Source organism: Streptomyces sp. GESEQ-4 (genome assembly GCF_017948455.1).
In the GTDB taxonomy this organism is placed as follows: domain Bacteria; phylum Actinomycetota; class Actinomycetes; order Streptomycetales; family Streptomycetaceae; genus Streptomyces.
In genome coordinates this window covers 284,158-297,472 of sequence record NZ_JAFFSU010000006.1, presented here as the reverse complement: position 1 = coordinate 297,472, position 13,315 = coordinate 284,158, and the positions used below count along the sequence as shown (strand labels likewise).

Genomic DNA, 13,315 nt, shown 5'->3' with positions numbered 1-13,315 from the left:
TTCCGGCCAATCCCTGTGCAGGTCACGGGTGGGTCTCGTCCGGGGTGCTGACTCTGGCTCGACAATGTGGCTAACATCACGCGAGCGCGGCGATGTTGCCGTGGGGTTACGGAGGTGCGACGTGCTGCCAGGACGGGGACGAGACGGCCGTGCTGCCAGGCGTGCGCGCATTCTGGGCACCTGTACCTCGTGGCGTGCCGTCGGGGACGGCGAGTTCTTCTGTCCGGGGTGTGGGGGAGACCGGAACTATCAGCGGCTGACCGGGCGTCGCCGGTTCACGATGCTGGGTGTGCCCGTGCTGCCGAGGGGTGAGTCGGGGCCGGTCGTGGAGTGTGCGGCGTGCCAGCGGCACTTCGGCACCGATGTGCTGGATCACCCGACGACCACGCGGTTCTCCGCGATGCTCCGCGACGCCGTGCACACCGTCGCCCTCGCGGTCCTCGCCGCGGGCGGCACGTGCAGTCGTACGTCGCTTGAGGCGGCGGCGACCGAGGTGCGGGCCGCCGGGTTCGACGAGTGCACGGAGGACCAGCTGAACGCTCTCGTGGAGGCGCTGGCCGCGGACACAGGCCGGGTCTACGGGGAGCCGTGCGGGGCGGGCCTGGCCATAGAGCTGCACGAGGCTCTCGATCCGCTGGCCCCGCACCTCGCGGCGGCGGGCCGGGAGTCGATCCTGCTGCAGGGCGCGCGGATCGCGCTCGCGGACGGGCCGTACACGCCGGCCGAGCGGGACGTGCTCAGCACGGTAGGGGCGGCGCTCACGATCTGCGGGGACGATGTGAGCCGGTTGCTGGCGGCGGCGCGTACACCGTCGTAGCCGTACTCCCCGGGGAGTAACGCGGCCCACGTGACGCCCCTGGCAGTACCCCTCAACTCGCCCTCACGCGCGACGAATCGCCCCCCTCCCGCCGGGAGTCTGGAGAACGACCCAGACACCCCGACCGGAGGGAGGCCCGTCATATGGGGGCCGCAAAGACATCCGTACGGCGACGAGCCGTGCCCTGGCTGGTACTCGGGCTGTGGATCGCCGTACTGGTGATCGCCTCGCCGTTCGCCGCGAAACTCGCCGACGTCCAGCGTGACGGCGCCGTCGACTATCTGCCGGCCAGTGCCGACTCCACCCAGGCCGCCAAGATCGAGGAGCGGCTGCCCGGTGGTGAGGCCACCGAAATGGTCGTCGTCTACCACCGCGACGGCGGACTGACCGCCGCCGACAAGGCCACCGCCGCCGGCCAGATCGACCGGATCGCGGGCGCGCACACCCTGACCGACGAACCGGCCGGAGTGCCGTCCAAGGACGGCACCACCCTGATCTACCCGGTGTCCAGCACCGAGCCCGGCGCGGACGAGAAGGCCCGGGAGGAGATGGTCCTCGACGTACGGGACATCGCGCAGGGCAGCGACGGGCTGAGCGTCGACGTCGGCGGTCCGGAGGCGCTCGACACGGACGCCTCCGAGGTCTACGACTCGCTCGACGGACCGCTGCTCTACACCGCCCTCGCGGTCGTCGCGCTGCTGCTGATCCTCATCTACCGCAGCCCGTTCCTGTGGCTGCTGCCGCTCCTCGTCGCCGGTCTGGCCGACTATCTGTCGATGGGCCTCGCCTACGGGCTCAACCGGTGGTTCGGGACGCCCGTGTCCGGCCAGAGTTCCGGCATCATGACGATCCTCGTGATCGGCGCGGGGACCGACTACGCGTTGCTGCTCGTCGCCCGGTACCGGGAGGAACTGCGGCGCATCGAGCGGCCGTACGACGCCATGATGGCCGCCCTGCGCGGCTGCGGGCCCGCCGTGCTCGCCTCCTCGGGCACCGTCGCCGCCGGACTGCTGTGCCTGCTCGCCGCCGACCTCAACTCCAGCCGGGGCATGGGACCGCTCGGCGCCCTCGGCGTGCTGTGCGCTCTGGTGGCCATGCTGACCCTGCTGCCCGCGCTGCTGGTGCTGCTGGGCCGGCGGGTGTTCTGGCCGCTGGTGCCGCGCTACGGCAGTACACCCAAGGTCCGCCGGTCGCTGTTCTCCGCGATGGGCAGCTCCGCCGGGCGACGCCCGCTGACCGTGCTCGCCTGTGGCGCGATCCTGCTCGGGGCGCTCGCGCTGGGCACACTGAACCTGCCCGGCACCATCAAGCAGGAGGACTCCTTCACCAACAAGCCCGAAGCCGTGGCCGCCATGGAGACCGTGGTCAAGGCCTACCCCGAGCAGGGCACGCAGCCCATCAGCGTCATCGCGCCCACCGACCGCGCCGACGCCGCCCTGGCCGACATCCGCGACACGGCCGGCGTGGAGAGCGCCGAACGTGAACGCAGCGGCGACGGCTGGACCGAGATCTCCGTACTCGCCGCCGCCCCGCCGGAGTCCCCGGGCGAGACCCGCACCATCAAGGATCTGCGCGACCGGCTCGACGGCTCCTACGTCGGCGGAGTGAGCGCCGAGCAGATCGACCTGAAGTCCACCAACGCGAGCGACACGAAGGTCGTCGTGCCGCTCGTCCTCGCCTCCGTACTGCTGATCCTGATCGCGCTGCTGCGCAGCATCGTCGCGCCGCTGCTGCTGGTGGCCGCCGTGGTCGCGGTGTGGGGCGCGGCGCTCGGCATCGGCGGGCTGGTCTTCGGGCCGGTGTTCGGCTTCGAGGGCACCGACCCCGGACTCGGGCTGCTGTCCTTCGTGTTCCTCGTCGCCCTCGGTGTCGACTACGGCATCTTCCTGATGCACCGGATGCGGGAGGAGGCGCTGAAGGGCGCCGAGCCCGTGGCGGCCGCCCTCACCGCGCTGCGGACGACGGGCGGGGTCATCGCCTCCGCGGGACTGGTCCTCGCGGCCACCTTCGCGGTGCTCATCAACATGCCGCTCGTCCAACTCGCCGAGCTGGGCTTCGTCATCGCGGTGGGCGTCCTGCTCGACACCTTCCTCGTCCGCACCTACCTGGTCACCAGCGCGAGCGTCGCGCTGCGCCGCAAGGTGTGGTGGCCGGGCCGCCTGTCCCGCGAGCCCGAACCGCCGGTGCCGCCGAAGGAACCCGAGCGGGTGACCGCGTCCGCCCACTGACCCGAAAGGCGCCCCTCCCTCCCGGAGGGGCGCCCTCCGCACGGAAGATGACCCTGTGCAGACATCCACCACCACGGCATCTCCCCGTCTCGGCGAGCGGGTCATGGCGGCGATCAACCGCGACCCCCGCACCGCCCCGCACGGCATGCGCAACGACGCGCTGCTGGCCGGGGCGCTCGCCGTCGTCGCCACGGCCCTCGCCCTGCTCGTCGAAGACGGGCTGCGGCCCGACGCGCTCGGCTGGACCCTGCTGCTCGCCGCGCATGTGCCGCTCGTGTGGCGGCGCCGCCACCCCGTGCGGGTGCTGCTCGTGGCGCTGGCCTGCATCGCTCCGTACCACGCCCTCGACAACAACCACTCCGCGCCCATTCCGGCGACCATGGTGGTGCTCTACACGATCGCGGCGACCGGCACGGTCCGCCGTAGTCTGTTCACCGGCACCGCGATCCTCGGCGTGACGCTGATCATCAACGCCCTCACCAACCCCGACGGGGTGGTGGAGCTCCTGCGGATCTCCGGCTGGGTCATCGCTTTCCTCTTCTGCGGCATGAACGTCCGCTACTACCGCCAGTACGTCGCCACCATCGTCGAACGCGCGGTACGCGCCGAACGCACCCGGGAGGAGGAGGCCCGCCGCGCCGTCGCCGAGGAGCGCCTCCGGATCGCCCGGGACCTGCACGACCTGCTCGCGCACAGCATCACTCTCATCGGCGTGCAGACCTCCGTCGCCGCGCACGTCCTCGCCGCCGACCCTGAGCGCCTGGACCGGGAGACGGTCGCCAAGGCCCTCGACGACATCGCCGAGACCTGCCGTACGGCACGCGGCGAGGTGCGCACCACCCTGGAGGTGCTGCGCGAGCACGGCTCGGTCGACGCGCGCGGCCCGCTGCCCGGCATCGACGGGCTCCCCGACCTGGTGGAGGCCGCCCGGCGCTCGGGCGCGAAGGTCCAGCAGACGGTGGCGATACGGCACGCCCCGCCCGCCGTCGGCGCCGCCGCCTACCGCATCGTCCAGGAGGCGCTCACCAACGCCGTACGGCACGCGGGACCCGAACCGGCCGTCGCCGTCGACCTGCACGAGAAGGACGGCGCCCTGCACCTCGCCGTCACCGACGACGGCACCGGGCCCACCCCCGGGAAGTCACCGGGCTTCGGGCTCGTCGGAATGCGCGAACGCGCCCGCAGCGTGGGCGGCACACTCGACGCCGGGCCGCGCGACCGGGGCGGCTTCCAGGTGACCGCCGTACTTCCGCTGGGAGGAGCCACGTGACCATCCGCGTCCTGCTCGCCGACGACCAGACCCTCGTCCGGGCCGCGTTCGCCATGCTCGTCGAGTCCGCGCCGGACATGGAGGTCGTGGGACAGGCCGCGACCGGCCGCGAGGCACTGGAACTGGCCCGCACCGAACGCGCCGACCTGGTGGTGATGGACATCCGCATGCCCGACCTGGACGGCATCGAGGCGACACGGCAGATCGCCGCCGAGGAGGACCTGGCCGGCGTCAAGGTCCTCGTCCTCACCACCTACGACACCGACGAGTACGTCATCGAGGCGCTGCGGGCCGGCGCCTCCGGGTTCCTCGTGAAGGACACCCGTCCGGCCGAACTGCTGGACGCGATCCGCACGGTGGCGGCCGGGGAGGCGCTGCTGTCGCCGGGACCGACGGCACGGCTGATCGAGCGACTTCTGCGCAGCCCTTCGGCTCCACCGGCGGCGGGCGGGCCCGAATCCCTGTCCGAACGGGAGCGCGGGGTGCTCACCCTGGTGGCGCGCGGGCTCAACAACACCGAGATCGCCGAGACCTTGGGGCTGAGCCCGCTGACGGCGAAGACGCACGTCAGCCGCATCATGGGGAAGCTGGGGGCGAGGGACCGGGCGCAATTGGTCATCGTGGCGTACGAGTCGGGGATGGTCACACCGGGGACCATGTGACGGACCGCATCCGACGATCCGTCAGGGAGAGGGATGAGACTCCTGATCCGCACCCTCCTCGTCACCGCCGTACTCCTCAGTCCCCTGGCCGCTCCCACGGCCACCGCCTCGGCAGCCGCCTGCACCACCTCACTGCCGTACGTCTCCGGAAAGGGCGGCTACGACACCTACCGCATCCCCGCCACCGTCAGGACCGGCGAGGGCACGATCCTCGCCTTCGCCGAGGGCCGGCGCGACGGCGCCGGCGACACCGGCAACATCGATGTCGTCCTGCGCCGCTCCGGCGACGGCGGCTGCACCTGGGGTCCGCTCCAGGTCGTCGCGGCCGGCGGCGGGAACACCCGGGGCAACCCGGCACCCGTGTACGACCCGCGCGCCCAGGCGGTCATCCTGCTCACCTCCTACAACAGCGGCGATGTGACGGAAAGTCAGATCATGCGCGGCGAGGTCACGCCCCAGCAGAGCCGCCGGGTCTTCGTGCAGCGCAGCTGGGACGACGGCCGCACCTTCACGTCCCCGCGCGACATCACCACCCGCGTCAAGCCGCGGAACTGGCGCTGGTACGCGACCGGCCCCGGCCACGCCGTCGCCCTGAGCCGCGGCCCGCACGCCGGACGCCTGGTGGTCCCCGCCAACCACTCCACGGCCCCGCCCGCCGGCTCCGCCGACACCGGCCAGGAGCCCAAGTACTACGGCGGCCACGCCCTCTACAGCGACAACGGCGGCCAGACCTGGAACCTGGGCTTCGTCGACGCCACCTACAACGGCTACAACAACGCCAACGAATCCACCGCAACCCAGCTCACCGACGGCCGCCTCTACTTCAACTCCCGCGACCACAACGGCACGAGCCCCGGCAACCGCCTCGACAGCTATTCGAGCAGCGGCGCACGGAAGCTGGACCGCCCCTACCGCGTGCAGCCCACCCTCGACGACGTGCCCGTGGTGGAGGCCGCCGTCCTCCAGGTCCAGTCGGGCCCGCTGCTGTTCTCCGGCCCGTCCGTGCCCACCGCCCGGCGGTCCATGGCGATCTGGCGCAGCAAGGACGCCGGGAAGACATTCAAGAAGGTCCGCACCCTGGACGGCCGCCGGGCCGCCTACTCCGACCTGGTCCAGGTGAACCGGAACACGGTCGGGATCCTGTACGAGACGGGGACGAGCGGGACGTACGAGACGATCGAGTTCCGTCGGCTTCCGGTCAGCGGGCTCTAGACCGATTGGGCAACTTGCCTGTCGCTGTTGCCCATTGGAAGTGGAACTCTGAGCTATATCTGAGGTGACTCTGCTCTCTTTTGTCGTTATTGGGCAAAAGCTGACAGAAGAAAAATCGGCAGGATGTCAATAGCCTCAGAGTTCCACCACGGCCCCAGTGGGCCCGGTGCCCCCATGTCGCCCCACAGAGTGCGTCGTTGGAGCAAAACCATGTCTCACGCTCAATTACCCGGCTCTCCCCCAACCGCTGAGCGCTACCGGGCTCGCTTGCTCCGCCACGCGTACCGGCTCACCTCCGGAGACCGGCACCGCGCCGAGGACATCGTGCAGGAAACGATGTTGCGGGCCTGGCTGGCCGCCGCCGACCTCGACCGGTACGACGAGGACCGCCGGATCGCCTGGCTCTACCGCGTAGCCCGCAATCTGGCGGTCGATGCCCGCCGACGCGACCGGGCCGTCCCGGTCGGCGTGATCCCGGACGACATCGTGCACCGGCCGGACAGCGCCGGCGACCTGGCCGACAGCGTCGCCGACCGTCAGATCGTCCGGCTGGCCCTGGCGGGACTGTCGCCCGAGCATCGCGAGGTGCTGTTCCACATCCACGTGCGCGACCACACCCGGGCGCAGGCCGCGCGGACCATCGGGGTCCCGCAGGGCACCGTCAAGTCACGCAACCACTATGCCCTGTTGGCGCTACGAGACCAGATCCAGGCGGCATGAGGAACACCGACCCCTTCGTCTTCTTCCGGCAGCACAGCGACACCATCTACCGGGTGCTCGGCATCTTGGGGGCGCTGCTGCTGGTCTACCTGCTGCTGCGCGTGTGGGCGATGCGCTGGGGCGGCTGGCGCGCGGCCTGGGCGCGGCTGCGCCGTGAAGTGGCCGTCACGCGGTACGCGTTCACCGCGCCCTTGCGCGCCTGGTACCGCCACCGGAGCAGTCTGCGGCTGCTCGTACGGCAGTTGGGCGCCCCCGCGACCTGGCGGGACGCGGAACGGGCCCTGGCCGCGGCCCGGTCGGCCGCCACGCCGGCCCGGCCGTACGCCGCGCTGGTGGCCTCCGACTCGGTCGCCGTGCTCCTCGCCGGGACCGAACTCCCGCGGCCCGACCCCGACGGGGCGTGGTGGACGGAGCCGGACCAGCCGGAGCGATGGCTCGTGGCCCGCGCGGACCTGCCCTCGGTGACACCGGAGGCGGCCGACGTCCGTCCGATCATCGTCGCCGTCGGTGAGGCGGACCGGTCGGTGGCCTTCCTCGACCTCGCCGTCGGCCCGCCCGTGCTCTCCGTCACCGGGCACGACCGGGCGGCCACGGCCCTGGTCCAGGCGGTCGCCGCGCAGCTCGACGTACGGCTGCCGAGCCCGCTGGTCGTCGTCGCCGAGGGCGTGCACCGGGACTACGCGGGCCCCCCGGTGCGGTCCGCGTACCGGACCGCCCGGGAGACTCCGCCCCGGCTCGGTATCGCGCCCGTGCTGATCGCGGCCGAGCTGCCGGACCCGCTGCCCCCGGAGTTCGCCGCGCCGCCCGGGGACGACCCCACGGTCCGGGCCGTGGTCCTGGGCCCCGGCCGGGCCTACGTCCGCTCGCTGCTGACCGACCGGCACGGCAGGGTGGCCGTCGCCGGGACCCCGCTGCTGGCCCGCTGCGGCCCGCTGGGCCGCGCCGTGGCCAAGGTGCTGCCCTCGATCCCGCCCGTCCTGCCGCCCGCCCCGGCCGCCGAGGCCTCGACCGGACTGTCCGGCCGCCACGCGCGCGACCTGTTCGAAGAAGAGGAAGACCAAGGCGTGGGGGAGGCGCCGAAGGCGTCCCGCAGTACGCCCGACGAGTCCGCCACCTCCCTGCACACGACCGGCGAGGCCCCACTCCCCGGCACCTCCCGCGCGGCTGCCCCCCACCCGGAGCCCGCCACCCCGCCCACCGGCACCACGTCCACGCCCAGCTGACCCCGTCCGCGCGGCCTGTCTCCGTCCGGAGCCGGCCCCTCGTCCACGCACAGTCGACCCCGTCCGCTCGGCCGGCCCCCGTCGGGAGCCGGCCCCTCGTCCACGCACAGCTGCCCCCGTCCGCACGGCCGGCCCCCGTCCGGCCCCGCCCGTCGGCACCACGTCCACGCAAGCTGACCCCTCGCGCACCGGTTGGACCCACGTTGAATCTCATCCTCACCACCGCCGACCCGGCCGGGCGCCGGGTGGACCATCTGTTGGATCTGCCTGAGGGCGCCACGGTCGGTGACCTCGGTGCCGCTCTGGAGGCCGGGCCGCTGTATCTGGGTGACCGGCTGCTCGGCCCCGATCTGCCCATCGGTGCCAGCGGCATCCGTGAGGGTGTCGTGGTCGGCCTGGGCGCCCCCGTGCCGGCCCGCACCGCCGCCCGCGCCTGGGAACCGCCGTCCTGCGACCCGGAGTTGGTGGAGATCCGGCATGTGAGCGGGCCCGGCGCCGGACGGTCCTGGCGGCTGGGGCCCGGCAGTCACGAAGCCGGCACCGACCGGGGCTGCGCCCTGCGGCTGGACGGCGGGGGCGCGCCCGAGCAGGGCGTGTGGATCACCGTGGGCACGGACGGCACGGTGACCTACCGGCTGCCCGGCGACGCCGACCAGGACCGCTGCGGGCTGCGCAGCCTGACCCCGCCGCCGCCCGTCGACCCGGAGACCGGGACCCCGCTGACCGCCGAGGAACCGGCGGGCCCGCAGGACGGCGGCCCCGGCGGCCACACCCCGCAGCCCGCCCGGCCGGGTCCGGACGGTCTGCCGCAACCGCCCTCGCCGCCCCCGGTCGGCTGGCTTCCGCCGCCGGACGACGGCTCGCAGGACTGGCCCGCCTACGCCGACCTGTCGCTCGGTGACCATCTGCTGCGGCTGAGCCCGCTGTTCGACCCGGACGCGGCCGTCAACCCCTCGGCCGACGGGCTGGCCATCGAGTACAACCGGCCGCCGCGCATCGCCCCGCACCTGGACAGCGAGCAGATCCGGATGCAGGGTCCGCCCGGCGAACGCGGCTCACGGCCGTTCCCTGTGCTGATGATGCTGATGCCGCTGGTCATGGGCCTCGTCCTGATGAGCCTGTTCCGCTCCTTCTACTTCATCATCTTCATCTTCTTCACGCCGATGATGGCGGTCAGCAACTGGATCATGGGCCGCCGTACCGGGCGCAAACAGCAGGAGGAGGCACTGCGCATCTACCGGCTGCGCCGCGCCTCCCTGGAGCTGGAGATGCGCGACGCGACCGTGGCGGAACGGCAGTTGCGCAACATCACCTTCCCCGACCCGGCCACCGTCCTGCTCACCGCCACCGGCCCCGGCAGCCTGCTGTGGCAGCGCCGCCGCCGCGACCCCGACCACCTCACCCTCAGGCTCGGCACGGTCACCCGCCCGTCCCTCAAGCGCATCGACGACCAGGCCCGCGAGTCCAACCACCGCCAGGTGCACTGGCGCCTGGCCGACGTGCCGTTCGGCGTCGAACTGGCCGACTTCGGCGTCGTGGGCCTGTCCGGTGCCGGCGAGACCCCTCGTACGGTGGCCTGCTGGGCCGTCGCGCAGGCCGCGGTCCTGCACAGTCCCCGGGACCTGCGGATCGTCGTCCTCACCGACGACGCGCACGCGGACGCCTGGAACTGGGTGCGCTGGCTGCCGCACCTGCGGCCCGACCGCCGCGGCTCGGTCATCGCGCTCGGCAACGACCCGGAGAGCACGGCCCACCGCGTCAGCGAACTGATCGCCGACATCCAGGCCAGGACGTCCGCCGCCGGCTCCGCGCTGGGCCACACCCTGCTGCGCGAACCGGATGTGCTGGTCGTCCTCGACGGTGCCCGCCGGCTGCGGGACGTGCCCGGCGTCGTCCAGCTGCTGACCGGCGGACCCGGTGTGCGGATCTTCAGTCTGTGCGTGGACGAACGCGAACGGCTGCTGCCCGAGGAGTGCACCGCCGTCATCACGACGGAGGGCAACCGGCTGACCGTACGGGCGTCCGGGGTGCCCTCCGTGGAGGACATCCGGGCCGACCTGGTCGGCGCCGACTGGTGCGAGGAGGTCGCCCGCGCTCTCGCGCCCGTGCGGGACGTCACGGTCGACAGCGACTCCGGGCTGCCCTCCGACGTACGGCTGCTGCCGCTGCTCGGCCAGGAACCGCCCGACCCGGCCGCGATAGCGGCGAGCTGGGCCCGACGGCCCGCCTCCACCGCGTTCACGCTCGGCGCCGGATACGAGGGCGAGCTCCGCCTCGACCTGGTCAGGGACGGGCCGCACGGGCTGATCGGCGGCACCACCGGCTCCGGCAAGTCCGAGCTGCTGCAGACCATGATCGCCTCACTGGCCGTCGTCAACCGGCCCGACGAACTGGCCTTCGTGCTGGTCGACTACAAGGGCGGCAGCGCCTTCCGCGAGTGCGCCGAACTCCCGCACACCCTCGGCATGATCACCGACCTGGACGGTCATCTGGTGCAGCGGGCCCTGGCCTCGCTCGACGCCGAACTGCGCCGCCGTGAACGCGTGCTGGCCGACGTCGAGGCCAAGGACCATCCCGAGTACCGGGCCAAACGGGCCCGCGACCCGAAGCTGCCCGCGCTGCCCCGACTGCTCCTGGTCATCGACGAATTCGCCACCCTCGTACGGGAGTTGCCCGAGTTCGTGCCGGGCCTGATCAGCCTCGCCCAGCGCGGCCGCTCCCTCGGCCTGCACCTCGTCCTGGCCACCCAGCGGCCCGGTGGCTCGGTCAGCAACGAGATCAAGGCCAACACCAACCTCCGGATCGCGCTTCGGGTGACCGACCGCTCCGAGAGCCAGGACATCATCAACGCCCCGGAAGCGGCCAGCATCTCGCCCTCCACCCCGGGCCGCGCCCTCATCCGGCGCGGCTCCGGCGCCCCCACCCCGTTCCAGACGGCCTGGGTCGGCGCCGAGCGTGCCGGAGCCGCCACGCCCGAATCGGTGACGCCCTCCCGTCCGGTACGAGGGGTCGAGCTGACCTGGAACCGGCTGGGCCGCCCCGCCGACCTGGCCGCGGAGGACGAGCACGAATCCTTCGAGTACCGCACCGGCGGCGAGGAACCCGTCACCGACCTGAGCGCCCTGGTCGAGGCCGTCGGCCGGGCCGCCGAGCTCCTCGACGACTACAAGCCGCAGCGCAGCCCCTGGCTGCCCCCGCTGGCCGAGACCGTCCCCATGGAATCCCTGCCGCCCTGCCCGCCGCCCGAACCCGGTGGGCTGCCGCTGGTGCCGTACGCCCTCATGGACGTCCCGCAGCTCCAGCAACAACGGCTCGGCACGATCGACTTCGCGAGCTTCGGCCACCTCTACGTCATCGGCTCGCCCCGCTCCGGGCGCACCCAGGTCCTACGGACCGTCGCGGGCTCCGCCGCCCTCGTCATCCCCAGCTCCGACCTGCACATCTACGGCATCGACGCGGCCGGCGGCGGTCTCGCCGCCCTGGAGTCCCTGCCGCACTGCGGAGCGGTCGTCTCGCGGCACGACACGGAACGCCTGGAGCGGTTGATCTCCCGCCTGACCGCGGAGTTGACGGTCCGTCAGCGCTTGATCTCGCAGCACGGCGCCCCCGGCATCGGCGAACTGCGCGCCAAGCTCCCCAAGGACCGCCGCCCGGCCCGACTGCTGCTGCTCATCGACGGCTGGGACGCGCTCAGCGCGATGCTCGACGACTACGACGGCGGCCGGCTGTACTCCGAGGTCGTACGGCTGCTGAGGGAGGGCGCGGCGGCCGGCATCCATGTCATCGCCACCTCCGAGCGCATCCTGCTGGGCGGCCGCCTCGCCGCCCACAACGACAGCCGGTTCCTGCTCAAGCAGGCCGACCTCAGCGACTACAACATCGCAGGCATGGGCCGTGGCAAGGTTCCGGCACACATCCCGCCCGGCCGCGGCTGGCACGCCCCCAGCGGCGTCGAGGCCCAGATCGCCCTGCTGCCCGCCGAGGACGGCGCCGACCAGGGCGAGGCACTGGCCGAGATCGGCCGCCGCACCACCGCGCGCGACTCCGCGATCCCCGTCGTCCGCCGTCCCTTCCGCATCGAGGAACTCCCTTCCCTGATCGGCTTCCAGGAGGCCGTGGACCGCGTCCCGGAGTCCCAGCGCCGCCCGTTGTGGGCCCTGGTGGGCATCGGCGGCGACACCGCCGAGCCCCTCGGCTTCGACTTCGCGGCCGGCGGCGGCTCCTTCGTGGTCGCCGGGCCCCCGCGCTCGGGGCGCAGCACGACGCTCGCCTCCATGTGCGTGTCCCTGCTGATGGGCGGCACGGCCCTCGTCGTCCTCGCGCCGCGCGACTCGCAGCTGCGGCAGCTCGCCGCACACGATCTCGCCCAGGTCATCACCGACCACGACCCCTCGGCGGACGCGGTCACCCAGGCCCTGCGCGCGGTCTCCGGGAAACCGGTGGTCGTCGTCGTGGACGACGCGGACCTGCTCCTGGCGTGCGGGGCGGACAAGGTGCTCCGGCAGGTCGCCACTTCGGGGCGCGACCGACAGCAGGGCCTGCTGCTCGCCGGCCTGCCCGAGTCGATGAGCTCCCTCGGCTGGGTCGGTATGGCCCGCCGTTCGCGGCGCGGCATCCTGCTCGGGCCGAAGTCGATCGGGGAGGGCGACCTCATCGGGGTGCGGATCTCCTCCGAGCAGGTCCGCACACCGCTGGCCCCCGGCCGCGGCTGGACGGCGAGCGAGGCGGGCGCCCCGATCGCGGTCCAGGTGCCGCTCACGGTGCTTGACGGCTGAGAAGGCAGTACAAAAAGGCAGTACAAAAGGGGGTGGGGCCGCCGGACAGCGGCCCCACCCCCCTTCTACCGGTTCAGGCGTTCGACTCGCTCTGGGCCTTGATGACCTCGTTGGCGATGTCCTGGTCGGACTGGGCGATCGACTCGCCGATGTCCTGGAAGCTCTTGCCGTACTCCCCGATGTTGCTGGCCGAGGACTTCATCTGCTTGCTGAAGGCGTCGTACGCGTCCTTGAGCGCGGGGCTGGCCTTCTCGAAGACCAGGCCGTCCTGGAGCAGACCGCTCACCGTGGTCTCCAGGTCGGTCAGTTCGTTGGATATGTCGGTGAGCTTGTTGCCCATGGTCGTGGCGGCCCGGGCGATCTCGTCGTAATCGAAAAGGACATCGGGATTTCCTGCTGCCATCGTGA

At 72.5% G+C, this 13,315-nt stretch carries 9 protein-coding genes; 8 read left to right on the top strand and 1 reads right to left on the bottom strand.

Translation table 11 applies throughout. The features are described 5' to 3' along the window. Window positions 1–121: 121 nt before the first annotated feature. The 8 genes from KCH48_RS15195 to KCH48_RS15160 all read left to right on the top strand — a co-directional run bounded on the left by KCH48_RS15195 (window position 122) and on the right by KCH48_RS15160 (window position 12,907). Window positions 122–817 (top strand): TerB family tellurite resistance protein, encoded by a 696-nt coding sequence (locus KCH48_RS15195; protein ID WP_210574450.1) that lies wholly within the window; start codon window positions 122–124, stop codon window positions 815–817. 143 nt (window positions 818–960) lie between these two features. After that, window positions 961–3,045 carry an MMPL family transporter gene (locus KCH48_RS15190; protein WP_210574448.1) on the top strand — a complete coding sequence of 695 codons (2,085 nt, stop codon included), beginning with the start codon at window positions 961–963 and terminating at the stop codon, window positions 3,043–3,045. A 103-nt stretch (window positions 3,046–3,148) separates the two neighbouring features. Next, a complete protein-coding gene (locus KCH48_RS15185; protein WP_210574585.1) occupies window positions 3,149–4,315 on the top strand; it encodes a sensor histidine kinase in 1,167 nt (388 codons plus the stop codon). After that, window positions 4,312–4,977 (top strand): response regulator transcription factor, encoded by a 666-nt coding sequence (locus KCH48_RS15180; protein WP_210574446.1) that lies wholly within the window; start codon window positions 4,312–4,314, stop codon window positions 4,975–4,977. The genes KCH48_RS15185 and KCH48_RS15180 overlap by 4 nt, the downstream gene beginning before the upstream one ends. 33 nt (window positions 4,978–5,010) lie before the next feature. Further along, complete coding sequence (locus tag KCH48_RS15175; RefSeq protein ID WP_210574444.1) at window positions 5,011–6,189, top strand: exo-alpha-sialidase; 1,179 nt, start codon at window positions 5,011–5,013, stop codon at window positions 6,187–6,189. Window positions 6,190–6,399: 210 nt separating this feature from the next. Beyond that, complete coding sequence (locus KCH48_RS15170; protein WP_210574442.1) at window positions 6,400–6,909, top strand: sigma-70 family RNA polymerase sigma factor; 510 nt, start codon at window positions 6,400–6,402, stop codon at window positions 6,907–6,909. Continuing rightward, window positions 6,906–8,132: a hypothetical protein gene (locus tag KCH48_RS15165; RefSeq protein WP_210574439.1), complete on the top strand. Its 1,227-nt coding sequence runs from the start codon at window positions 6,906–6,908 to the stop codon at window positions 8,130–8,132. Before KCH48_RS15170 ends, KCH48_RS15165 begins: the two co-directional genes overlap by 4 nt. A gap of 203 nt (window positions 8,133–8,335) precedes the next feature. Continuing rightward, window positions 8,336–12,907, top strand: coding sequence for an FtsK/SpoIIIE domain-containing protein (locus KCH48_RS15160; protein WP_210574437.1), 4,572 nt, complete (start codon window positions 8,336–8,338; stop codon window positions 12,905–12,907). A 73-nt stretch (window positions 12,908–12,980) separates the two neighbouring features. On the opposite strand, the gene KCH48_RS15155 is transcribed toward KCH48_RS15160, so the two are convergent. After that, a complete protein-coding gene (locus KCH48_RS15155; RefSeq protein ID WP_210574435.1) occupies window positions 12,981–13,310 on the bottom strand; it encodes a hypothetical protein in 330 nt (109 codons plus the stop codon). Window positions 13,311–13,315: the final 5 nt, after the last annotated feature.